The sequence below is a fragment of the Mycobacterium sp. NGS19 genome, assembly GCF_059813155.1.
In genome coordinates, this window is record NZ_JCALEB010000001.1 from 63,703 (window position 1) to 85,482 (window position 21,780).

Annotated in this window: 21 protein-coding genes and 1 pseudogene; 6 read left to right on the forward strand and 16 right to left on the reverse strand. The window is 69.3% G+C overall.

What is annotated here, in order from left to right:
* Window positions 1-42: 42 nt before the first annotated feature.
* Window positions 43-609, reverse strand: coding sequence for a cytokinin riboside 5'-monophosphate phosphoribohydrolase (log, locus tag AC5Y4N_RS00315; protein WP_499909752.1), 567 nt, complete (start codon window positions 607-609; stop codon window positions 43-45).
* A 24-nt stretch (window positions 610-633) separates the two neighbouring features.
* Between log and AC5Y4N_RS00320 the strand changes: the two genes are divergently transcribed.
* Complete coding sequence (locus tag AC5Y4N_RS00320) at window positions 634-1,890, forward strand: hypothetical protein (protein ID WP_499909750.1); 1,257 nt, start codon at window positions 634-636, stop codon at window positions 1,888-1,890.
* Here the strand turns inward: AC5Y4N_RS00320 and dapE are convergent.
* Window positions 1,875-2,936 (reverse strand): succinyl-diaminopimelate desuccinylase, encoded by a 1,062-nt coding sequence (gene dapE / locus AC5Y4N_RS00325; protein WP_499909860.1) that lies wholly within the window; start codon window positions 2,934-2,936, stop codon window positions 1,875-1,877. The genes AC5Y4N_RS00320 and dapE overlap by 16 nt on opposite strands.
* A 55-nt stretch (window positions 2,937-2,991) precedes the next feature.
* Here dapE and dapD point away from each other — a divergent pair, with 55 nt between their 5' ends.
* On the forward strand, window positions 2,992-3,945 hold the full coding sequence (gene dapD / locus AC5Y4N_RS00330; protein WP_499909748.1) for a 2,3,4,5-tetrahydropyridine-2,6-dicarboxylate N-succinyltransferase: 954 nt from the start codon (window positions 2,992-2,994) through the stop codon (window positions 3,943-3,945).
* A gap of 81 nt (window positions 3,946-4,026) precedes the next feature.
* Here dapD and AC5Y4N_RS00335 read toward each other — a convergent pair whose 3' ends face one another.
* Window positions 4,027-5,430 (reverse strand): acyl-CoA synthetase, encoded by a 1,404-nt coding sequence (locus AC5Y4N_RS00335; protein ID WP_499909746.1) that lies wholly within the window; start codon window positions 5,428-5,430, stop codon window positions 4,027-4,029.
* Between the two features lie 41 nt (window positions 5,431-5,471).
* On the opposite strand from AC5Y4N_RS00335, the gene AC5Y4N_RS00340 reads away from it, so the two are divergent.
* Both AC5Y4N_RS00340 and AC5Y4N_RS00345 read left to right on the forward strand, forming a co-directional pair.
* Window positions 5,472-6,002: an NUDIX domain-containing protein gene (locus AC5Y4N_RS00340; RefSeq protein ID WP_499909744.1), complete on the forward strand. Its 531-nt coding sequence runs from the start codon at window positions 5,472-5,474 to the stop codon at window positions 6,000-6,002.
* Between the two features lie 120 nt (window positions 6,003-6,122).
* Window positions 6,123-6,626 (forward strand): Rv2253 family sensor-like surface protein, encoded by a 504-nt coding sequence (locus tag AC5Y4N_RS00345; RefSeq protein WP_499909742.1) that lies wholly within the window; start codon window positions 6,123-6,125, stop codon window positions 6,624-6,626.
* Window positions 6,627-6,628: 2 nt separating this feature from the next.
* Here the strand turns inward: AC5Y4N_RS00345 and AC5Y4N_RS00350 are convergent, their stop codons facing one another.
* From AC5Y4N_RS00350 to AC5Y4N_RS00400, 11 genes and pseudogenes are all read right to left on the reverse strand, one after another.
* On the reverse strand, window positions 6,629-7,798 hold the full coding sequence (locus tag AC5Y4N_RS00350; protein ID WP_499909740.1) for an MFS transporter: 1,170 nt from the start codon (window positions 7,796-7,798) through the stop codon (window positions 6,629-6,631).
* A 41-nt stretch (window positions 7,799-7,839) separates the two neighbouring features.
* Window positions 7,840-8,928, reverse strand: coding sequence for a succinyldiaminopimelate transaminase (gene dapC / locus AC5Y4N_RS00355; RefSeq protein ID WP_499909738.1), 1,089 nt, complete (start codon window positions 8,926-8,928; stop codon window positions 7,840-7,842).
* A 37-nt stretch (window positions 8,929-8,965) separates the two neighbouring features.
* Window positions 8,966-9,292: a ferredoxin gene (fdxA, locus tag AC5Y4N_RS00360; protein WP_499909736.1), complete on the reverse strand. Its 327-nt coding sequence runs from the start codon at window positions 9,290-9,292 to the stop codon at window positions 8,966-8,968.
* Window positions 9,293-9,450: 158 nt separating this feature from the next.
* Entirely contained in the window at window positions 9,451-10,338 is an 888-nt protein-coding gene (locus AC5Y4N_RS00365; protein ID WP_499909734.1) for a type IV toxin-antitoxin system AbiEi family antitoxin, read from the reverse strand.
* 162 nt (window positions 10,339-10,500) lie between these two features.
* Entirely contained in the window at window positions 10,501-13,074 is a 2,574-nt protein-coding gene (locus tag AC5Y4N_RS00370) for a bifunctional FO biosynthesis protein CofGH (RefSeq protein WP_499909731.1), read from the reverse strand.
* A 52-nt stretch (window positions 13,075-13,126) separates the two neighbouring features.
* Window positions 13,127-13,576 carry a hypothetical protein gene (locus AC5Y4N_RS00375; protein WP_499909729.1) on the reverse strand — a complete coding sequence of 150 codons (450 nt, stop codon included), beginning with the start codon at window positions 13,574-13,576 and terminating at the stop codon, window positions 13,127-13,129.
* A gap of 128 nt (window positions 13,577-13,704) precedes the next feature.
* Window positions 13,705-14,586: an N-acetyl-1-D-myo-inositol-2-amino-2-deoxy-alpha-D-glucopyranoside deacetylase gene (gene mshB, locus AC5Y4N_RS00380; RefSeq protein WP_499909727.1), complete on the reverse strand. Its 882-nt coding sequence runs from the start codon at window positions 14,584-14,586 to the stop codon at window positions 13,705-13,707.
* 14 nt (window positions 14,587-14,600) lie between these two features.
* A complete protein-coding gene (locus AC5Y4N_RS00385; protein WP_499909858.1) occupies window positions 14,601-16,394 on the reverse strand; it encodes an ABC transporter family substrate-binding protein in 1,794 nt (597 codons plus the stop codon).
* 77 nt (window positions 16,395-16,471) lie between these two features.
* Entirely contained in the window at window positions 16,472-18,355 is a 1,884-nt protein-coding gene (typA, locus tag AC5Y4N_RS00390; RefSeq protein WP_499909725.1) for a translational GTPase TypA, read from the reverse strand.
* Window positions 18,356-18,487: 132 nt separating this feature from the next.
* Complete coding sequence (locus tag AC5Y4N_RS00395; RefSeq protein WP_499909723.1) at window positions 18,488-18,874, reverse strand: MarR family winged helix-turn-helix transcriptional regulator; 387 nt, start codon at window positions 18,872-18,874, stop codon at window positions 18,488-18,490.
* Between the two features lie 37 nt (window positions 18,875-18,911).
* Window positions 18,912-19,004: pseudogene (locus AC5Y4N_RS00400) on the reverse strand (hypothetical protein); the annotation flags it as partial.
* Window positions 19,005-19,229: 225 nt separating this feature from the next.
* Between AC5Y4N_RS00400 and AC5Y4N_RS00405 the strand changes: the two are divergent.
* Complete coding sequence (locus AC5Y4N_RS00405) at window positions 19,230-19,763, forward strand: DUF488 domain-containing protein (protein WP_499909721.1); 534 nt, start codon at window positions 19,230-19,232, stop codon at window positions 19,761-19,763.
* On the opposite strand, the gene AC5Y4N_RS00410 is transcribed toward AC5Y4N_RS00405, so the two are convergent.
* Window positions 19,750-20,157, reverse strand: coding sequence for an NUDIX domain-containing protein (locus tag AC5Y4N_RS00410; protein WP_499909719.1), 408 nt, complete (start codon window positions 20,155-20,157; stop codon window positions 19,750-19,752). The two genes, AC5Y4N_RS00405 and AC5Y4N_RS00410, sit on opposite strands and share 14 nt — an antisense overlap.
* A gap of 26 nt (window positions 20,158-20,183) precedes the next feature.
* Here AC5Y4N_RS00410 and AC5Y4N_RS00415 point away from each other — a divergent pair, with 26 nt between their 5' ends.
* Window positions 20,184-20,468: a 4a-hydroxytetrahydrobiopterin dehydratase gene (locus tag AC5Y4N_RS00415; protein WP_499909717.1), complete on the forward strand. Its 285-nt coding sequence runs from the start codon at window positions 20,184-20,186 to the stop codon at window positions 20,466-20,468.
* Here the strand turns inward: AC5Y4N_RS00415 and AC5Y4N_RS00420 are convergent.
* A complete protein-coding gene (locus tag AC5Y4N_RS00420) occupies window positions 20,413-21,657 on the reverse strand; it encodes a mannosyltransferase (RefSeq protein WP_499909715.1) in 1,245 nt (414 codons plus the stop codon). The genes AC5Y4N_RS00415 and AC5Y4N_RS00420 overlap by 56 nt on opposite strands.
* Window positions 21,658-21,780: the final 123 nt, after the last annotated feature.

The following is a 21,780-nucleotide window of genomic DNA, read 5'->3' on the forward strand; positions in this document are numbered from 1 at the left end:
TTCATCTTCCCTCTGCAGGCCGGGCGCAAACTGGCGGAAAGCCTAGTCAGCGGGGGCGCAGGCGGCTAGTGCGCCGTCGACGTCACGGGCCACCACGATGCGCGTCATCGCACCCGGGTGGACGTATCCCTTCTCGACCAGTCCTTCGAGCCATGCCCACAGCCCGTCGTAGTGGCCGTCGGGGTCGAGCAGCACCACGGGCTTGTCGTGCATGCCGAGGTAGCCGGCGGTCCAGGTCTCGAACAGCTCCTCGAGCGTGCCGATGCCGCCCGGGAGCGCGATGAACGCGTCGGAGCGCTCCTCCATCACCTGCTTGCGCTGACGCATCGTGTCGGTGACGACGAGTTCGTCGGCGTCGACGTCGGCCATTTCCTTGTGCACCAACGCCTTCGGAATCACGCCGACGGTGCGGCCGCCGTGCGCACGTGCTCCGTCGGCCAGCGCACCCATTGCCGACACGTTGCCGCCGCCCGACACCAACGTCCATCCCCGGTCGGCGATCGCTTTGCCCACTGTGGCCGCCAGCGCCAACAGCTCCGGGTGGCGCGGGCCCGACGCGCAGTACACACAAACCGCCCACTCACCCCGCGACTCCGCCGACTCCGACACATCCGACAAACTAGCCTCCATAGCATGCAGCAGGTGACCGACGCCGGGGCCGCGGCCGCCGAGGCGTTGCGGCGCGGCGACATGGAAGCCGGCGAGCGGTTAGCCCGGGCCGCGCTGCAAGAGTCGGAGTCGCTGGACGCGCGACTGGTGCTCGCTCAAGCTCTGGCATGGCAGGGCCGGGGCCGTGAAGCCGACGAAGTGCTGGCCGGCGTCGACCCGCAGCAGCTGTCCGAAACCGAGCTGATGGCGTGGGCGCTGCCGCGGGCCGCCAACCAGTTCTGGATGCTCTCGGAGCCAACCAAGGCCGCCGCGTTTCTACAGACCGTGCGCAACCGGGTGTCGGCGCCGGGGGCGCGGGTCACGCTGGACGCGCTCGCCGCCACGTTCGCGATGAATGCCGGTACCCCGCTGCGCGCGTTGCGGCTCGCGGACGAGGTGCTGGCGTCACCGCACGCCGACGACCAGGCGGTGGGCTGGGCGGCGTCGGCGGCCGCGTTGTCGTCGGCGCGAGTCGGGCGGTTCGGCCGCGTCGACGAGCTCGCGGCCCGGGCGGTGTCTGCCGGCCACCCTGGGCTGTTGCGGTTCACCAGCGGGTTCGGCCGCATCACGGCGCGGCTCATGTCGGGCCGGCTCGACGAGGCGGCGTCGTTGGCGCAGCGCTACGCCGACTCCGCCGAAGGCCAGCAGCCGGCCAGCGCGATCGGCGAGGTGCTCGTGGGGTACGTCGCGACCGCGCAGGGGACATTCAGTACGGCTGTGCAGGTCCTCGACGTCGCCTCGAACGCGCTGGCGCCGACCGGCTACTCCTGGGGTCCGCTGGCCTTCATGCTGCTGGCGCAGGCTCTGGGCCAGCAGGGCGACCAGAAAGGCGCGGCGAAGGCGCTGAGCGCGGCCGAGTCGCGGCACGGAATGAAGTCGGCGTTGTTCACGCCGGAACTGGCACTGGCCCGCGCCTGGACGAAGTTCGCCCGCGGCGACAAGGCCGAGGCCCTCGATGCGGCTCGCGAGGCGGTGCAGGCGGCCGAACGCGGCGGGCAATCAGCGATAGCGCTGCGCGCGCTGCAGGACTCGGTGCGGCTGGGCGACACCCGGGCGATCTATCGCGCGCAGCGGCTGGCCGGGGAGGTCGACTGTGTGCTGGGACGGCTCACGCTGGCCCACGCGCAAGCCTTGACCGACGGCGACGCGGCCGCGCTCGGGGAGGTCGCCGAGGAGCTGGCGGCCGTCGGGCTCGAGTCCGTGGCCGCCGACGCGGCGCGGCAGGGTCAGGCGCTCAGGTAGTCGCGCAGCATCTCGACGGCCGCGGTGATCTGCTCGACGGGCACGCGTTCGTCGGCGCGGTGGGCCAGGCTCGGGTCGCCGGGTCCGTAGTTGACGGCCGGGATGCCGCGCGCCGCGAACCGGGCCACGTCGGTCCAGCCGAACTTCGCGCGCACCCGTCCGCCCGCAGCACCCACCAACGCGGCCGCGGCCGGATGCGACAACCCCGGCAGCGCCCCCGCCGCTGCGTCGGTCTGCTCGATCCGCACGTCGAGCCCGTCGAACACCTCGTGTACGTGAGCGAGCGCCTGATCGAGGCTGCGGTCCGGGGCGAAGCGGAAGTTCACGGTCACCGACGCCTTGTCGGGGATCACGTTTCCGGCAATGCCGCCGTCGATGCGCACCGCGCTGAGCCCTTCACGGTAGGTGCAGCCGTCGATGTCGACGTGTCGCGGCTGATATGCCGCGAGCCGGTCCAGTACCGCGCCGAGTTTGTGAATTGCGTTGTCCCCCATCCATGGTCGGGCCGAATGGGCGCGGGTGCCATTGGCCGTCACGACCACGCGCAGCGTGCCTTGGCAGCCCGCTTCGATGTAGCCGCCGGACGGTTCGCCGAGGATCGCGACGTCGGCCGCCAGCCAGTCAGGCAGATCGCGTTCGATGCGGCCCAAACCGTTTGCCGCCGCTTCGATCTCCTCGCAGTCGTAGAACACCAGAGTCAGGTCACGAGCCGGTTCGACAAGCGTGGCGGCCAGGTGCAAGAACACTGCGTCGCCGGATTTCATGTCGACCGTGCCGCAGCCGTGCAACTGCCCGTCGGTCAAGCGGCTGGGTACATTGCCGGCGATCGGGACGGTGTCGAGGTGACCGGCCAGCAGCACCCGGGTAGGCCGCCCAAGGTGGGTGCGCGCCAGCACCGCATTGCCGTTACGGACGATTTCGAATCCGCTCGTCTGGTCACGCAGCGCGGCCTCGACCTCGTCGGCGATGCGGGCCTCACGCCCCGACTCGCTCGGGATGTCGACGAGCGCGGCGGTCAGCGTCACCGGATCGCCACGCAAGTTCAGGCCCACGAGGATCAGGCTAGCCGGGCGATTCGGCTGCGAGTGCCACACAGTAACGTTGAGCCTCGTGACCTCTGCTGCGGGTGTGGGTTTGGCGACCATCGCCGCCGACGGGGCGGTGCTCGACGTCTGGTTTCCGGCACCGGAACTCGACGTGGACGATCCGGCCGGCACGGTGCGGCTGTCGGTGGCCGAGGTGCCTGCCGACCTCGCCGGGCTGGCTGGACGCGACGACGACCGCGCCGTCGAAACCGTGCTGGTGCGCACGGTCATCGGCACGCTGGCCGATCCGCCCGCCGACGCGTATGACGCCTACCTGAGGTTGCATCTGCTCTCGCACCGGCTGATCAAGCCGCACGGGGCGAGCGTCGACGGCATCTTCGGTGTGCTGACCAATGTGGTGTGGACCAATCACGGCCCCTGTGCCGTCGAGGGTTTCGACACCGTGCGGGCGCGGCTGCGTCGGCGCGGCCCGGTGACCGTCTACGGCGTCGACAAGTTTCCCCGCATGGTCGACTACGTGCTGCCCACGGGAGTGCGCGTCGCTGACGCCGACCGGGTGCGGCTCGGCGCGCACCTGGCGCCCGGCACGACCGTCATGCACGAGGGCTTCATCAATTTCAACGCGGGCACGCTGGGCGCGTCGATGGTCGAAGGTCGTATCTCCGCAGGCGTCGTGGTGGGCGACGGATCCGACATAGGCGGCGGCGCGTCGATCATGGGCACACTGTCCGGCGGTGGGACACAAGTGATTTCGATCGGCAAGCGCTGTCTGCTCGGCGCCAACGCGGGGCTGGGGATCTCCCTTGGCGACGACTGCGTGGTGGAGGCGGGGCTGTACGTGACTGCGGGTACCAAGGTCGCGACGCCGGACGGCGGCACGGTCAAGGCGCGAGACCTGTCCGGCGCCAACAACTTACTGTTCCGCCGCAATTCGGTGACGGGTGCGGTCGAGGTGGTGTCGCGCGACCGCGAAGGCATCGCGCTCAACGACGCCCTGCACGCCAACTAGCTCCCTCGACCACCGCGAGCGTGCGTGTCGTGCCAGCGACACGCCGGTGAGACTGACACGCGGCGCACGCTCGCGCAGAGCTCAATCCCACGTCGCGAGCTCCTTCTTCAACACCTTGCCCATCGCATTGCGGGGCAGCGCGTCCACCAGCCGGACTTCACGCGGCCGCTTGTGGACCGAAAGCTGTTGTGCGACATAGTCGATCAACTCTGCCGAGTCGACGTCGCCGACCACGAATGCGACGATGCGCTGGCCCAGGTCGTCGTCGGGCAGACCGACCACCGCGGCCTCAGCCACAGCGGGATGGCCCAGCAACGCGGTCTCCACCTCGCCTGCCCCGATGCGGTAGCCGCCGCTTTTGATCAGGTCGGTGGACTCGCGCCCGACGATGCGGTGCATGCCGCCGGCGTCGATCACCGCGACGTCGCCGGTGCGGTACCAGCCGTCGTCGGTGAACGCCGCAGCCGTTGCATCGGGCCGGCCCAGGTACCCGTCGAACACCATCGGCCCGCGCACCTGCAGGCGCGCCACGGTTTCACCGTCGTGGGGGGCTGGCGCGTCGTCGTCGTCGACCAGCCGCGTGCTCACCCCACGCAGCGGAAGACCCACCCAGCCCGGGCGTCGCTCGCCGTCGGCGCGGGTGCTCAGCGTGATCAGCGATTCGGTACTGCCGTACCGCTCTACCGGCTCGTGCCCGGTGAGCGAAGCGAGCCTTTCGAATACCGGCACGGGCAGCGGCGCGCTGCCGGAGACCAGTAACCGCGCCGGCCGCAGCGCCTCGGCGGCGGACCGGTCGGCGACCATCCGCGACCACACCGTCGGCACCCCGAAATACAGCGTGCCGCGCGCCTGCGCATACGCCTCGGGAGTCGGCTTGCCCGTGTGCACAAACCGGTTGCCCACCCGCAGCGAGCCAAGCAGGCCGAGGACCAGCCCGTGGACGTGGAACAGCGGCAACCCATGCACCAGCGTGTCGTCGGCGGTCCACTGCCACGCCTCGGCGAGCGCGTCGATGTCCGCGGCGATCGCACGGCGGGACAGCAAGACGCCCTTCGGCGGTCCGGTGGTTCCCGAGGTGTACATGATCAGCGCCGCGGCGTCGGGCGACGGTTCCGGATAGCGGTGCCACGAGCGGGCATGCAGCCGCACCGGGATGTTCGGCAGCCCCTCGGCGTCCGGGGGCGCCTCGCCCAGCCACGCCTGTGCACCGGAGTCGGTCAGGATGTGGCGACGTTCCGCGTGGCCGACGTCAGCCGGCACCGGCACCACCGGCACCCCGGCGATCAGGCACCCGGTCACGGCCAGCACGGTCTGCGCGGTGGGGGTGGCCAGCACCGCGACCCGGTGCGCACCGCCGACCCGTTCCGCCACCGATGTGGCGGCGCCGACGAGGTCGCCACGGCTCAGCGCGACGGGTCCTTCCGGGGAGCCGATCCGCACGGCGTCGTGGACGTCAGGACCGGTGTTCAACGACGCCAGCAGCACGCCAGCGAGGCTACCCGCCGCAACCCGCGATACTGACGGGCGTGGCACACATCGAGCGCATCGGCTCCCGGGAGGTCTACCGCAGTCCGTGGATGGTGGTGCGAGAGGACGACATCCGCCGGCCGGACGGCAGCGTGGGCATCTACGGGGTGATCGACAAGCCCACCTACGCTCTCGTGATCCCCTACGACGGCAAGCGATTTCGTCTGGTCGAGCAGTTCCGCTACCCCGTTGGCGCGCGGCGCTGGGAGTTCCCCCAAGGAACTGCCCCGGATCTAGCGGAGGCTGAACCGACCGAGCTCGCCCGCCGCGAGCTCAGCGAGGAAACCGGGCTGCGGGCCGAGTCGTTCGAGCGGCTCGGCCAGCTCGACGTCGCACCGGGCATGTCGAGCCAACGCGGCTGGGTGTTTTTGGCCACCGGGATCACCGAAGGGGAAGCCGACCGGGAGCATGAGGAGCAGGACATGCGCAGCGCGTGGTTCTCCCACGAGGACGTGGTGTCGATGATCCGCTCCGGAGGGATCGTCGACGCGCAGTCGATCGCCGCGTTCGCGATGTTCATGCTGCGCTGACCGACGGCTTGGCGGCAGCCGAAATGCGCTGTGGCGTACTCGAATTGTGACCCAACTGGGACGTCGACGACGTGGCGGCGAGGCGTGAGTCGGCAGTTACGCCACATAAACTCGCCCATCATGTGTGTCTTCTGGCGGAGATGGGCTGCGCTGCTCGGCGCAGTCCTGTTCGTCGTGCTCGCTTCGAGTCCGGCACCGGCCGACGCGCAAACACCTTCATGGAACGGCAAATACACGCTCGTCGGCTACGCCGACCAGAAGACCGGCAACAGCCGAGCGGCCAAACAAGCCGAACCTCCGTTCAGCGGACAGCTGACGTTTGTCACGCAGTGCTCGAGGTCGTCGTGCGTGGCGACCGTGGTCGACGGGCCGCGTCCCGCCAACCCCACCGTCCCGCTGCCCGAGCGCTACACCTGGGATGGCGGCCGATGGGCCAATGTCTATGACTGGCAATGGGATTGTTTCGTCGGTGACGGCGTCCCCAAGGTGTGGAGTCCGGCCCGGTCGTGGACGTACTACGTACCGCAGCCGGATGGAACGTTGAGCGGAACCTGGATGACGGAGATCTACGGCGGACCGTGCGAGGGCAGCGTATGGATGCCGGTGGCGGCGTTCCCCGCGTGATCTCAACGGCGGCGTCGCGCGCCGAAGAGCAGTAAAGCGATCGCGAAGACCGCTCCGACGCCGCCGGATATCAACAACGGCAGCTGTCCGGCCGCACCCCACAACAGGCCGGCCCAGAGGCCGGCGAACAGGATCGCAAAACCGTTGAGTCCCTGGAAGACCCCTTGCCCGCTGGATTGCAGCTCGTCGGGAAGCAGCGTCGAAATCCACGCTTTGCCGACACCGTCGTAGCAGGCGGTGAATACGCCGTACACCGCGATCAGCAGCCACGCCAGGGCCGCGTCGGTGGTCAGCCCCAATCCGAGGTAACCGATCGCGAAGAACGCCAGCCCGATGCCGAAAACCGTTGCCGGGGTGAACTTGTCGGCTAGCGCGCCAGCCGGGTAGCTGGCGAGTGCGTACACCGCGTTGTAGCCGACATAGGCCAGTACCACGCCGGCCACGCCGAACCCGATGTCGTTGAGACGCAACAGCAGCAGTGCGTCGGGGAAGTTGGCCAGACTGAACGCCATCAGCGCGGCCGTCACCTTCCAGTAGCGGCTGGGAAGTTGCCGCACGTTGGCGAACACAGGTGGCCTCGCCACTCGCGCGTGGACGCGTTCGCGCACCCAGAACACCATCAGCACCGAGAGCACCGCGGGGATGACGGCCAGGTAGAGCACCGGAGCGATTTGGTGATCCAGCAGCTCGTAGCCGGCCAGCCCCAGCAGCGGCCCGACCACCGCGCCGGCCGTGTCCATGGTGCGGTGGAATCCGAACGCGCGGCCGCGCGCGGCCGGATCGATGCCGTCGACCAGCAGCGCGTCGCGCGGCGCGCCCCGCAGTCCCTTGCCCAACCGGTCCACCACCCGGCCCGCCAGCACGCCCGGCCATGCGGCGGCCATAGCGACGATCACCTTGCCGAGCGCCGCCATGCCGTAGCCGGTGGCGATCAACGGGCGCCGCGCGAACCGGTCGCCCAGCGGGCCGGCAGCGATCTTGGTCAACGACGCGGCGCCTTCTGCAGCGCCCTCGACGGCACCGACCACCCCGGGCGGGGCACCGAGCACGCCGGTCAAATAGATGGGCAGCAGTGGGTAGAGCAGCTCGCTGGCGGCGTCCTGCAGAAACGACACGAGTGCGAGCACGCGCACGTTGCGGGTGAGCCACGTCCGCCGACTGTCAACGGTCACTGCGAGAGTCTGCCTCAGCCGGCGGTTCGGCGACATGGGTGCTATGCCGCGAGCCGGTCAGCCGCGGCGGCGATCCGCTCGTCGGTCGCGGTCAGCGCGATCCGCACGTGCTGGCGCCCGCGCGCACCGTAGAACTCCCCCGGCGCAACGAGGATGCCGCGGTGCGCGAACCACGACACGGTGTCGCGGCACGGCTCGCCGCGAGTGGCCCACAGGTACAGGCCGGCTTCTGAGTGGTCGACGGTCAGGCCCGCCGCACGCACCGCGGACAGCAAGACGTCGCGGCGCCGGGAGTAGCGGTCGCGCTGCTGCTGTTCGTGCGCGTCGTCGGACAACGCTGCAACCATTGCGGCCTGGACCGGTGTCGGCATCATCATCCCGGCGTGCTTGCGCACGGCCAGCAGCTCGGCCACCACCGCCGCGTCTCCGACGACGAAACCGGCCCGATAGCCCGCCAGCGAGCTGCTCTTCGACAGCGAGTGCGCGGCCAGCAGGCCGGTGTGGTCGCCGTCGGACACCGCGTCGTCGAGCAGCGACACCGGCTCGGCGTCCCAGCCCAGGCCGAGGTAGCACTCGTCGGACACCACCAGCGCCCCGCGCTGACGGGCCCACCCGACAACCTTGCGAAGGTGGTCGACGCCGAGCACCCGGCCGGTGGGGTTGCTCGGCGAGTTGAGGTACACCATCGCCGGTCGTTGCGGGCCGAGCTGCGTCAGCGAGTCGGCGAACGCCACCCGCGCGCCGGCCAGCTGAGCGCCGACTTCATAGGTGGGGTAGGCGAGCTCGGGGACGACGACGAGGTCGTCGGGACCCAGGCCCAGAAGCGTCGGCAACCAGGCGATCAGCTCTTTGGTGCCGATCACCGGCAGCACCGCGTCCGGGGTGAGGCCGCCGACCCCGTATCGGCGGCCCAACGCCGCGACCGCCGCCTCGCGCAGCGCGGGGGTGCCCGCCGTGGTCGGATAGCCCGGCGATGCGCTCGCCGCCGCCAGCGCTTCGCGGATCACCGGCGCGACGGGATCGACCGGAGTGCCAACGGACAGGTCGACGATGCCGTCGGGATGCGCCGCGGCCTGCGCCCACGCGTCGGCGAGCGTGTCCCACGGAAACACCGGCAGTGCCGCCGACACCCTGTGCCGGCCGATGGGGCGACGTGCGTCGGTCAGGCTAGGCGCTTTCGCCCTGCGGCGGCAGATCCTTGACCGGCTGCGGATCGTTCTCGGTCAGGCCGACCTTCGACGCACCGCCCGGTGAGCCGAGCTCCTCGAAGAAGTCGGCGTTGTACTGGGTGTACTGCGACCACTGGTCGGGCACGTCGTCCTCGTAATAGATGGCCTCCACGGGGCAGACCGGCTCGCACGCACCACAGTCCACGCATTCGTCGGGGTGGATGTAGAGCATGCGGGCGCCCTCGTAGATGCAGTCGACAGGACATTCCTCGATGCACGCCTTGTCCTTGACGTCGACGCAGGGTTCGGCGATCACGTACGTCACAGAGCTCTCCTCAAGAGTTCTTCTCGATGTTCGGCGTGGGCTGCTTGGTACGTGATACTAGACGTTGCATCTACTGGCGCTGTCGCAGGCGCCTCGTATCGGCGAGCGTGCGTGTCTGTGCGCCGACGCGCCGAGCAGCACCGCACCCCAGCGCACCCTCACGCGGCACGAGTGCGACGCAACTGTCGGTCGATCGCCGCGACGAAGTCCCACGACCGATGCCTGACGTCGTCGAAGACGATCGCGACGACCACCCAGCCCACGTCCATCAGGGCAATCTGGCGTCTGCGGTCCCCGCGCATCGCCTCCGCGCCGCTGTGCCAGTCCAGCCCTTCATATTCGACTGCAACCCGTTGCTCAGGCCATGCGAAGTCCACTCGACGCAGCTCGCCGTTGGCGTCGACGATCTCGTACTGCAGCTGGGGAATCGGCAAGCCGCCGTCGATCATGGCCAGCCGCGCTTCACTTTCCATCGGCGACTCGGCTCGAGGATCGGCGAGTGGCAGCAGATCGCGGACCGCGACGATGCCTCGACGGCCGGCCTGCTCGATTGCCGCGCGCCATAGGTCGGGACGGCTGCACGCGCCGCTGCGCAGCGCCGCGTCGAGGGTTGCCAGAGCTCGTGGGCGGCGCAGGCTGCGGGCCACCTCAATAGCCGTCCATGCCGGCGACGTGGCTGGGCGTCCGTCGACGATCCGAAGAGGCGCGCCGTCGCGGCGATGCACCACAAGGCCGTCGGCGCAACGCAATTGGTGCCCCGGCGGATTCAGCACATGCAGATCGGCGTCCTCCTGCACGTCGAAGCCATACAGTGCCGCGGCGGTTGCCAGGCAGACCGGAACGACGGTCCCGCACGACAGGTCGAGGCCGCGCAATCGAGCGATGTCATCCGGTTCGCCCAGACAGTAGATGCCGGTCCACATGCGTTCCACCGCACCGGTATTCACCAACCGATCCAGTGTCCTTCGGCTGACCAGCCGCAAAATCTGCCCGCTGGTGGCCACTCCTCGCTGGTCCGAGAACAGCCGCCTGAGATCTTCGTCCATCACCACATCGTCGAACGTCGTTGCCGGTCATAGGGATACCGGCGGTCAGCCTGTGGATGAATGCGCAAATGTGCACAACGGACGCGGCGCGAACGTGCGCTCCGGTACGCAGGTGCCGGCGTGTCGATGCGCAGACACGCACGCTCGCGGCACAGGGAGGGACTAGGCGGCGAGCGGCAGGTACGTCGTTGTCCGCTGGCGTGCCGGCCGGCCGATGCCTGCGGCGATCTCGACGAGCTCGGCCACGGTCTTGGCCGAGCCGTATTCAGAGCCGGCCATCCGTGAGATCGTCTCCTCCATCAGCGTGCCGCCCAGGTCGTTCGCGCCGCCGTTGAGCATCACCTGCGTGCGCTCGACCCCCAGCTTGACCCAGCTGGTCTGGATGTGAGAAATCCTGCCGTGCAACATGATCCGCGCCAATGCGTGCACCGCCCTGTTGTCGCGGTGGGTGGGGCCGGGACGGGCACCACCGGCCAGGTACAGCGGCGAGTTCTGATGAACGAACGGCAGCGGCACGAACTCCGTGAAACCGCCTGTGCGGTCTTGTATTTCACGCAGGATCCGCAGGTGCCCGACCCAGTGCCTGGGGGTGTCGACGTGGCCGTACATCATCGTCGAGCTGGACCGCAGCCCGACCTCGTGCGCTGTCGTCACCACCTCGATCCACGCCGATGTCGGCAGCTTCCCTTTGGTCAGCACCCAGCGGACCTCGTCGTCGAGGATCTCAGCGGCTGTGCCCGGTATGGTGTCGAGCCCGGCCTCGCGCAGGCCGATCAGCCAATCGCGAATGCTCTCACCGCTTTTCGCCGCTCCGTTGACGATCTCCATCGGCGAGAACGCGTGCACATGCATGTCAGGCACCCGCTTCTTCACGGCACGCACCAGTTCCGCGTATCCAGTGGCCGGCAACTCCGGGTCGATGCCGCCCTGCATGCATACCTCGGTGGCACCGTCCAGATACGCCTGGTGCGCCCGCTCCCCCACCTCGTCGTAGGACAGCGTGTAGGCATCGGCGTCACCCTTGCGTTGGGCGAACGCGCAGAACCGGCAGCCGGTGTAGCAGATGTTGGTGAAGTTGATATTGCGGTTGACGACGAACGTCACGTCGTCCCCGACGGCGTCGCGCCGAAGCGAATTGGCAAATGCCGCAACGGCATCCAAGCCAGGGCCGTCGGCCGTTGCCAGCGCGAGATACTCCGCGTCGGTGCAGCCGGCCGGGTCCCGCTCGGCTGAGCGCAATGCCGCCAGCACGTCGGCGTCCACCCGCTCCGGCGCGCGGGCCGCCAGCTCGGCGACCTTCTGCCGCACCGACTCCCAGTCGCCGAACGCGCTGCCCAAGTCGCTGCGGGCCTCCGTCAACCGGCCTTCGGTGTCGATCGCCGCATTGAGATCCACCCGCCCGCTGGACTGCAGCGCTGCGTCGGGCTCCTGCCACCGGCGCCCAACTGGATTGACGTCACGCGCCCACCCAGTCGCGGGGTCGGCCAGCGCCGCGACGTGCCCGCGCACCCGCGGATCGATCCACGCCGCACCGGCCAGCACGTAGGGCGGATGCGCGGTGAGCCGCTGCACGAGCTCGAAGCCCGCCTCCGCGGTCACCGCGGCCAGCTCGTCCAGCGCCGGCCACGGTCGCTCGGGGTTCACATGGTCGGGGGTCAACGGCGACACCCCACCCCAGTCGTCCACGCCGGCGCCGAGAAGAGCCAGACATTCGTTGCGCGACACCAGGTTCGGGGGCGCCTGAATCCGCATTTTCGGGCCCAGAATCAGCCGGGCCACGGCGATTGTCGCGACGAAGTCGTCGATGTCGGCGTCGGGCACCGCGCGCATCGCGGTCGCCGGCTTGGCCCGGAAATTCTGCACGATCACTTCCTGGACGTGCCCGAACTCCTTGTGCGCGTTGCGAATTGCGAAGAGCGTCTCCGCCCGCTCCACCAACGTCTCGCCGATGCCGACCAGCAATCCGGTGGTGAACGGAATCGACAGCCGCCCCGCGTCGGTCAGTGTGCGCAGCCGCACCGCCGGATCCTTGTCCGGGCTGCCGTAGTGCGCCAGGCCTTTGGTCTCGAACAGCCGCCGCGACGTGGTCTCCAGCATCATGCCCATCGACGGCGCGACCGGCTTGAGCCGCGACATCTCCGCCCACGACATGACGCCGGGGTTCAGGTGCGGCAGCAGTCCGGTGTCCTCGAGCACCCGGATCGCCATCGCCCGCACGTAGTCCAAGGTGCTGTCGTAGCCACGTTCGGTCAGCCACTGCCGGGCCTCCTGCCACCGTTGTTCGGGCCGGTCACCGAGCGTGAAAAGTGCTTCCTTGCAGCCTAATTCGGCTCCGCGGCGGGCCACGTCGACGATCTCGTCGGGCTCCATGTACATGCCCATGCCCGCGGCCCGCAGCTTTCCCGGCACGGTCACGAACGTGCAGTAGTGACACTGGTCGCGGCACAGGTGCGTGACCGGGATGAACACCTTGCGCGAATAGCTGATCGGCAGCCGCCCCGACGGTCTGAGCCGCCCGGCGGCCCGCAATCCGGCGTCGCGAACGCGGGCCGCGCTGGCACACAGGTCGGCGAGGTCCGCCCCGCGGGCCGTCATCGCAAGAGCGGCTTCGTCGACGTTGAGCGCCACGCCATCGCGGGCCCGCCGCAATACGCGACGCAACGCCGACGCGGTCGGTTTGGGTGGCACCACGGGGGTGGGCAGCAGGGGGAGATCGTCGCCGGGGGTCAACGCCACGGTGGTGTAACTCCTGTGGGATGCAAAATCTTCCGGGCGCCAGGCATGGATGTCAGCGTAGTAGGCGGCGTCGCAGCATGATCGCGGGCGGCACGACCCCGAGGATCAACAGCAGCGCCGGCGCCCACTGACCGAAACCGGGCCCGCCGAAGAATGCGTCACCGCCCGGGCCGGGGAACGTCATCACGGCCAGCGTCAACAGAAACGTCCACAGCGGCAGCGCCGCAAGGGCCCGCGACGACGTCCACTGCGAAGCGGCCCAGACCAGCACCGCGTTGACGAGCCCGCTGACCAGCGCGCTGATGGGAAACGGCACCTTGCCGAGGTAGACGAGCAGAAAGATCGCACCCAGCACCGCGGAGATCACGCCGTCGACCGCAAGCAGCACCAGCACGACAGCGCGCACGGCAGAACCCGCCCGGCCACGCAGGCCGGCGGCACCGGGAGAACCGGTCAGGTCGGGATGCTGTCGAGAACGCTCACCAGCGAGCCGATCACCCACTGGAAGCTGTCGGCATGCCACTGCCAGTACTCCAGTTGCGGATCCAGATCCGGGTCCATGCCAGTCCCTCCCTTGCGGCGCTGGTGTGGTCGAAGCTTACGCGGCGCGCCTGCGGCTAGCCAAGGTTGCTAGCCAAGGTCGAGCCCGGCCAGCAGGTCGGTTTCCCAGCCCCGGCCGTCGCGCGGCCCGGCCGTGCCCGTCGCCAGCACGTAGTGTTCCTGGCCGCTGATCGGCAGCGCCATGTTGTTGGACAGCGCACACGACCGCCCGTCGGGCGCGACGCTGACCTGGGTGGCGTGCGCGCGCAATGCCGAGATCTTCGCGGGCAGATGATCATTGGCGTCGACGACCGCGTCGATCTCGTGGTCGGGGTACCCGAACGTGATGTCACCCGGCGCCGGTTTGATCCAGCCGTCGGGAACGTCCCCGAGCGCTGCGAGGCCGGCGTCGACCGCCGACGACGACAGCACCGTCCAGTAGAACTTCGGCACGGCCCACGCGGAGCGCGCGAGGGCCGCCGCGGTCACGGAGTGGGTGTGGACGTGGTCCGGGTGGCCGTAACCGCCGCCGGGGTCGTAGGTGACGACGACGTGCGGCCGCAACGTCTCGACGAGCGCAGTCAGCTCGGCCACCGCCGCGTCCCCGGCGTCGATGAACCGCTGCCGGCGTCGCGGCGGCGTACCGGCCATCCCGGAATCGCGCCACCGGCCCGCGCCGCCGAGAAAAGTCGGCTCGCCGGCACGCAGCGCCGCCAGCGCCCGCGTCAGCTCGGCGATGCGGTAGCCGCCGAGTTGGTCGGCGTGGTCGACGGCCAGCAGCGCGTAGCGCTCGCCGATCACCTCACCCTCCTCACCCAGCGTGCAGGTGACCACCCGCACGTCGGCGCCACGGCTGGCGTAATGGGCGATCGTCGCGCCGGTGGTCAGCGTCTCGTCGTCGGGATGGGCGTGGACGAACAGCAGCCGTGGTGTGTCGGAGCCGGAAGGCCGGCGACGTTCGGAGTCAGACATCGAAGACCTGCGACCTATTGCGGCATCTTCACCCAGCGGCCCGCGTCGCCGACGATGCCCACGGGCACGGCGCCGGACAAGCTGACGTTCTCGACGCGCGGGCCGGCGGCCACGATCGTGGCGTCCTGCAGGATCGGCAACACGGTCGACATCTCCCACAGCCTGGGCTCGACGTAGTTGACCACCTCGCCGATCGGGACGTGGCCCATCAACGCTGCGTCGATGCGCGGCTGAAGCGACGGATCGCACAGGCCGGTGATGTTGTTGGGCACCTGGATGGGAGCGCTCGGATCACCCTCGGTTCCGGATGCGGGGGTGACCGCGGGCGACGTCGTGGTGGTGGTGCCGTTGGCCGCGGGCCCCGGCAGCGCCGTGCACCCGTAGCGTGACGCCAGCTCGGTGGCCAGGTCGCCTCCTGCCCGGTGCCAGCCGACGACGGCGTCGACCCGGTTGTTGGGCACCGCGTCGCCGTAGAGCACCGGCGGGTCCAGCGGTTGCACGGACGCCGCGATTCCTGCACTGCGCAGCTGGTCGGCGGCCGTGTTGGCGACCGCCACGGAGGTCGGGTCGTTGGCTGCCACACCGATCACCAACGTCAGCGGCACGGCGTCCTTGCTGATCCGCCCGCGCGTCGACTCCGGGGTGGGCGGCGGCGGCTCGTTGGTGCGCGATCCGGCCGACGGCGGAGTCGAGGCCGTCGGCGCGGTCGCGTCGGTGTCGATGTCGTATCCGGCCTGGGTCAACAGGCTCAGTGCGGCGTCCTTGCTCAGCGCCGGCGGCGCGGTCGGCACGTAACCAGGATCCGACGGCGAGCGCACCTGCGCCTGCGCGAGCGTGACGGTGTTGTCACTACCTGCGCCGACGGCAGCCAGCAGGTCCACGTCGAGCAGCCCCAGGATCGCTTTGCGCACCCGCGCGTCGGCGAGCTTGGGGGTAACCGCCCGCAGCGACATCTGCATGGTCCGCGGCGTCATGATGCGGGCTGTGCGCACCCCGGGAATGGCGGACAGTTGCGCGAACGCGGCGGCGCCGCCGTGCACCTGGGCCACCTGGGTGTCGCCGTTGCGCATCGAGTCGGCCAGCGCCGCCGGGGCGCCCGCGCGGCGCAGCAGGATGTGGTCCGGCAGCGCCTGCGCCGCCCAGAACCTGTCGTTGCGGGCCAGCAGGATCTCGTCGCGCTGCGGGTCGATGTTCTCCACGCGGAACTGTCCGCCGGTCACCGGCATGGCCCGAGCCAGCCCGGCCGGGAAACCGCCGGGAGCGTCCTTGACGATGTGCGCCGGCAGGATGTCGCTGAACAGTTCACGCCACGCCGGATACGGCGACGAGAACGTCACCACCGCTTGCTTTCCGCCGTCGATCGACTGCACCGCAGTAATCAGGTTGTAGCCGGCGGGATCGACCACCCCGGGCTGGCTGACCATCTGGCGCCAGAGGTACCAGAAGTCGTCGGCACCGATCGGCGCGTTGTCGGTCCACTGCGCCTCCGGCCGGATCTTGTAGGTGACCGTGAACGGATTCGTGTTGGTGACCTCGGCCGATTGCAGCAGCGTGGTGTCCATCTCCCAGCGCGAGCCGGTGCTTGTGGTCGGGTCGGGCACTGGCCGGAATGCGCTCGGCAGCACCAGCGCGGCGACGGCGGCGCTCACCGGCGACTGGTCTGACAGCAGGTGCGGGTTGAAGCCCGCGCCGATCGAGTCGATGCCCATGATGATCTGGAAGGCTCGCGCCGGCGGAGGCGCCGGATTCTGCGACGTGTCCGTGCTCTGCGGCGCAGGCGGCGGGCTGACGGTGCAGGCCGAGAGCATCGCGAGTGCGCCGGCAAGAGCGACGACAACGCGGAGCGAAGGGGCCGGCACGACTACAGGGTAATGACGACGGTCCGCTATCCGCGGTTGGCTGCCTTCGCGCGCGCCTTCGCACGTGCGCGGGCCGTGGCGTCCAGCTCGACCTTGCGCACGCGCACGATTTCCGGCGTCACTTCCACGCATTCGTCGGCTGCGCAGAACTCCATGGCCTGCTCGAGGTCCAGTTCGATCGGTTTGGCCAGCGTCTCGATGACGTCCGCGGTCGAGCTGCGCATGTTCGTCAGCTTCTTCTCGCGGGTGACGTTGACGTCGAGGTCCTCGGCCCGCGGGTTCACCCCTACGACCATGCCCTCGTAGGTGTCCTGGCCGGGTTCGACGAAAAACGTTCCGCGGTCGGCAAGTTGGAGCAACGCGAACGGGGTGACGGTGCCTGCCCGGTCGGACACCAGCGACCCGGTGTGCCGTGACCTGATCTCCCCGGCCCAGGGCCGGTAGCCGTCGAACACCGCGTTGGCGATTCCGGTGCCGCGGGTCTCGGTCAAGAAGTCTGTGCGGAACCCGATCAGTCCTCGGCTCGGCACGACGAACTCCATCCGCACCCAGCCGGTGGTGTGGTTGACCATCTCGACCATCCGGCCCTTGCGGGCGGCCATCAGCTGGGTGACCACGCCGACGTACTCCTCCGGGCAGTCGATGGTCAGCGCCTCGAACGGCTCGTGCAGTTTGCCGTCGATGATCTTGGTCACCACCTGCGGCTTGCCGACGGTCAACTCGAAGCCTTCGCGGCGCATCTGTTCGACGAGCACCGCGAGCGCCAGCTCCCCGCGGCCCTGCACCTCCCACGCGTCCGGGCGGCCGATGTCGACGACCCGGATCGACACGTTGCCGACGAGCTCTTGGTCGAGACGGGCCCGCACCATCCGTGCGGTCAGCTTGTGCCCCGGCACTTTCCCGGCCAGCGGCGAGGTGTTGGTGCCGATCGTCACTGAGATCGCCGGCTCGTCAACGGTGATGCGCGGCAATGCTTTTGGCGCGTCGGGGTCGGCGAGCGTGTCGCCGATCATGATGTCGGGGATGCCGGCGATCGCGACGATGTCGCCCGCTTGCGCCTCATTGGTGGGTTTTCGTTCGATCCCCTCGGTGGCGAGCAACTCGGTGATCTTGGCGCTCGTGACGCCGTCTTCGCGCAGCCACGCGACGGTCTGGCCCTTGCGCAGCCGGCCGTTGTAGATGCGCACCAACGCCAGCCGACCCAGGAACGCCGATGCGTCGAGGTTGGTGACCAGAGCCTGCAGCGGCGCGTCGGGGTCTCCGGACGGTGGCGGGATGTGCTCGAGCAGCACGTCGAACAGCGGGTCGAGGTTGGTTCCGTCGGGCACGTTGCCGTCGGCGGGTGCCACCGTGCTGGCGATGCCCGCACGACCCGACGCGTAGAGCGTCGGCAGGCCGAGCGCGTGTTCGGCGGCCTTCTGGGCGTCGTCGTCGAGGTCGGAGGCGACGTCGAGCAGTAGGTCGTGGCTGGCGTCGACGACCTCGGCGATACGCGCGTCGGGCCGGTCGGTCTTGTTGACGACGAGGATCACCGGCAGGTGCGCGGCCAGCGCCTTGCGCAGCACGAAGCGGGTCTGCGGCAGCGGGCCTTCGGACGCGTCGACCAGCAGCAGCACCCCGTCGACCATCGACAGTCCGCGCTCCACCTCGCCGCCGAAGTCGGCGTGACCGGGCGTGTCGATGACATTGATGACCGTGACGCTGCCGTCTTTGTGGTGACGGTGCACCGCGGTGTTCTTGGCCAGGATCGTGATGCCTTTTTCGCGCTCGAGATCACCGGTGTCCATAACGCGCTCGAGCGCGTCGTCGCCGCGATGGCTGAGCGCGCCGGACTGCCGCAGCATCGCGTCGACCAGCGTTGTCTTCCCATGGTCGACGTGCGCGACGATCGCGACATTCCGGAAGTCCACCCGCAAATTGTGGCAGCCCTGCGAAAGTGGCCCCCGCCACGTGCCGACCTGACCGAGCCGAGAAATATCGTATTACGATGTAATGCAGCTGCGGGAGGTCGTCTGCCACGAGCGATACCAGAGCTGAGCGGCTTACGGTTCGGGCACCTGCAGGGCCAGCCGCTGCAATTCTTCGACGTGCATGGCCGTCAGCGACCCGAGGCGCTGCGCGCCCGCCTCGGTGAGTTGCAACCGCATCACCCGCTGGTCGGTGCTGTCGCGCACGCGGTCGACGAAGCCTGCGGCGACGGCACGATTGACCAACTCGCTTGCGCTGTGCGGACGCAACAGCAGGTATTCGGCGACCTCGCCGATGGTCGGGCCGCGCCGGTCCGCGTGGCCGCGGATCGCAAGCAGCAACTGGTGCTGCATCGGAGTGAGCCCGGCCGATTGCGCCTGTTCGGCGCTCCACCGCTCGAAGCGGCGCAACTCGGTGCGCAGCGCCAGCAGTCGCGTGTACACCTCGTCGGGCAAGCCCATGACTCCAGACCCTAGGCCGCGACCGCCGGCGTCGAACTCAGTCGGCGCCCAGGCGCGCCACACACACATCCGGTTCGACGAACGGGTCCAGCCGGTCGACGGTCACGGGCGCGTTCCAGCCCTGTAGCGCCAAGGCGTCCACAGGCTTGCCCGTCCACCACCGCACGCCGTTGTCCGCCGAGTACTTGGTGCGCTGGCTGACCCTGTGGACGGCTACCGTCGACCAGATGTACCGCGGGCCGGCCGAGCGCGCCAAGCTGCAGGCGGCCCGGGTCGGCGCGGCCACGCATCGTCGGCTCGCCGGGACCGATGCTCCGCAGCTCGATGCGTTACTGACTCGGGCCGACGCGCTGCGGTGCTGATCTCCGTCGGCCATGGCGCCCTGGGCCGCGATGCGCTGGGCGAACTGCTGCGCGACGCGAATGTCGAAGCGCTGGTGGATATTCGGCGTTATCCGAACAGCCGGCGCAACCCCGACGTCGCGGCTGACGAATTGCGTATCTGGTTGTCTGACATAGGTATCCACTATCGCTGGGAGCCTCGGCTGGGCGGCCGACGCCGACTGCCTTCAGGCGCGGTGCCCGAAGATACGTGGTGGCAGGTGGCGCAGTTCGCTGCGTACGCGGCGTACACGCGGACCGCCGAATTCAGCGAGGCGCTGACGGGTCTGCTCGACGAAGCCGGCCGACAGCAGACGGCGATGATGTGCAGCGAAAGCGTGTGGTGGCGGTGTCACCGGCGGCTCGTCGCCGATGTCGCGGTGCTGCGCTGCGGCGTACCCGTCGAGCACCTCATGCACGACGGCCGGCTCGTCGGCCATTCTCCGGCGCAGGGAGCGCGTCTGCGCGCCGACGGCCAGGTGGTGTGGGACCGCGCTACCGGGTCGTGATGTCTGCTGACAGCAGCCGCGTCAGATCGGGAATCCACGCCCGGTCGGCCGGCACCCAATTCAGCTCGCCGAGTTCGGCGGCGCGCACCCAGCGCAACGCGCGGTGGTCATGCGCGTGTACGGGGCGGCCGCATGTCTGCGTGACCCGGTAAGCGCGCAGCGTCATCGTGTCGGCGAGGGCGACGTCGTCGCCGACCTGCGGGCCGACGGACACCTCGATGCCCAGTTCCTCCGCAAGCTCGCGGGCCAGCGCTGCGGCGTCCGTCTCGCCGGGACCCGCCTTGCCGCCCGGCAACTCCCAGCATCCGGCCAGCTCGGGCGGCCGGGCCCGCTGTGCCACCAGAAGAGCCCCGTCGACGATCAGCGCACCCGCCACGACGAGTGTCTGTCCCATGGCCGCAAACGGTATACGGTCGCAGTATGGCCGTGCTCTCCGACAACGAAGTGGACGCCGCGCTGTCCGACCTCGGCGGCTGGGAACGCGTCGACAACGCGCTGCGCCGCTCGGTGAAGTTTCCCTCGTTCCTTGCGGGCATCGAGGCGGTCTGGCGCATCGCGGAGCGCGCCGAAGCCGCCGACCATCACCCCGACATCGACATCCGTTGGCGCACAGTCACATTCGCGCTCTCGACGCACTCCGAGGGCGGGATCACGGAGAAGGATCTGGCGCTGGCGAAAGAGATCGACGAGATCGTCGGCCAGTAGTGGCCACCCACGCCAGCGTCGCGACCGCGGCCGCGACGTAGACCAGGCCGGCCCACGCCAGGTACCACGGTCGACCGGTCTGCCAGATCGTCGGCTGCGCGAAACTCAGTAGCCACGGCGGCCCGATGACGGTCAGCGCCAGCCAGCCCCAGCCCAGCACCTGGGCCCCGCGGCGATCGCGCAGCTGGCCGTGGATCAGCCAGATCATCGTCGGCACCAGCCACACCCAGTGGTGCGTCCACGAGATGGGCGACAACAGCAAGCCGAACAGTTCCACGACGACGATTCCGCCGAGACGGTCCGGCTGATGCGGATCGCCCGCGCCGATCGCACGCCACGCCAGCACCGCCAGGACCGCGGTCGCGGCGATCGCCACCAGCACCGGAAGGCTGTATCCGGCGTCGTGCCCCACGATCCGGCTGATGGCGCCGCGCCAGGACTGGTTGAACGAGGTGGCCACTGATCCCACCCGGTCGGCGTTGAAGATCAAATGGGTGAAGTAGTAGCGGGCCTGCTCGCCGACCACCAACAGTGAGACGACGACACTGCCGGCGAACACGATGCCCGCGAAAACCGCCGTGGCCCAACGCTTTACGCCGAGGAAGTAAAGACCGCTGATCGCTGGGGTCAGTTTTATGCCGGCCGCCAGTCCGACCAGAAGCCCCGACAACCACCACCGCCTGCTGTAGACGGCGTACAACACCGCGAGCGTCAGGATCACGTTGACCTGGCCGTAGTCCAGGGTGCTGCGCAACGGCTCGATCCAGATGGCGACGGCGGTCCAGCACATCGCCGCGCGGTGGCCGCCCCGCCCGATGAGCAGCTGACTGACGCGGACCACGCCGTAGAGCGCCGCGATGATCCCGACGGTCCAGGCGAACGACAGAAGGCCGAACGGCACCAGGTGCAGTGGGTAGAAGACGACCGCGGCAAACGGCGGGTAGGTGAACGGCAACGGGAAATCCGGCGTCTGGTCGGCGTAGACGAAGTCATAGAGCGGTTGGCCGGTGCCCAGCGTCGCTGCGCCGCCGACGTAGACGTGCAGGTCGACGAAGTTGGCGCCGTTGGGTGCGAGGTAGGTCCATCCCAGCCGCACGGCGATGCTCAGCAGAAGCAGCAGCGGCGGGACGGTGGTGGCCAACCGGGCGCGCATGGGGGCCGGGGCAGAAGTGATGGTTTCTACCGGCATGACTTTAGCGACCGGTTTCCGTCGGACCCGACATCACCGAAGGCACTCAGGTGCGTAACGGTCGCATAAACGACACATGTGTCACTTGAGTCACTCCTGTATCGCGATACGTTCGCAGGCATG

Coding starts and splice junctions, on each gene's coding strand:
- AC5Y4N_RS00410 (WP_499909719.1), bottom strand. CDS start 20,157: ATGGGACAGACACTCGTCGTGGCGGGTGCGCTGATCGTCGACGGGGCT.
- AC5Y4N_RS00385 (WP_499909858.1), bottom strand. CDS start 16,394: ATGCTCTCGGCCTGCACCGTCAGCCCGCCGCCTGCGCCGCAGAGCACG.
- AC5Y4N_RS00395 (WP_499909723.1), bottom strand. CDS start 18,874: ATGGGCTTGCCCGACGAGGTGTACACGCGACTGCTGGCGCTGCGCACC.
- AC5Y4N_RS00365 (WP_499909734.1), bottom strand. CDS start 10,338: ATGGACGAAGATCTCAGGCGGCTGTTCTCGGACCAGCGAGGAGTGGCC.
- mshB (WP_499909727.1), bottom strand. CDS start 14,586: ATGTCTGACTCCGAACGTCGCCGGCCTTCCGGCTCCGACACACCACGG.
- AC5Y4N_RS00420 (WP_499909715.1), bottom strand. CDS start 21,657: ATGCCGGTAGAAACCATCACTTCTGCCCCGGCCCCCATGCGCGCCCGG.
- AC5Y4N_RS00415 (WP_499909717.1), top strand. CDS start 20,184: ATGGCCGTGCTCTCCGACAACGAAGTGGACGCCGCGCTGTCCGACCTC.
- AC5Y4N_RS00345 (WP_499909742.1), top strand. CDS start 6,123: ATGTGTGTCTTCTGGCGGAGATGGGCTGCGCTGCTCGGCGCAGTCCTG.
- AC5Y4N_RS00320 (WP_499909750.1), top strand. CDS start 634: ATGCAGCAGGTGACCGACGCCGGGGCCGCGGCCGCCGAGGCGTTGCGG.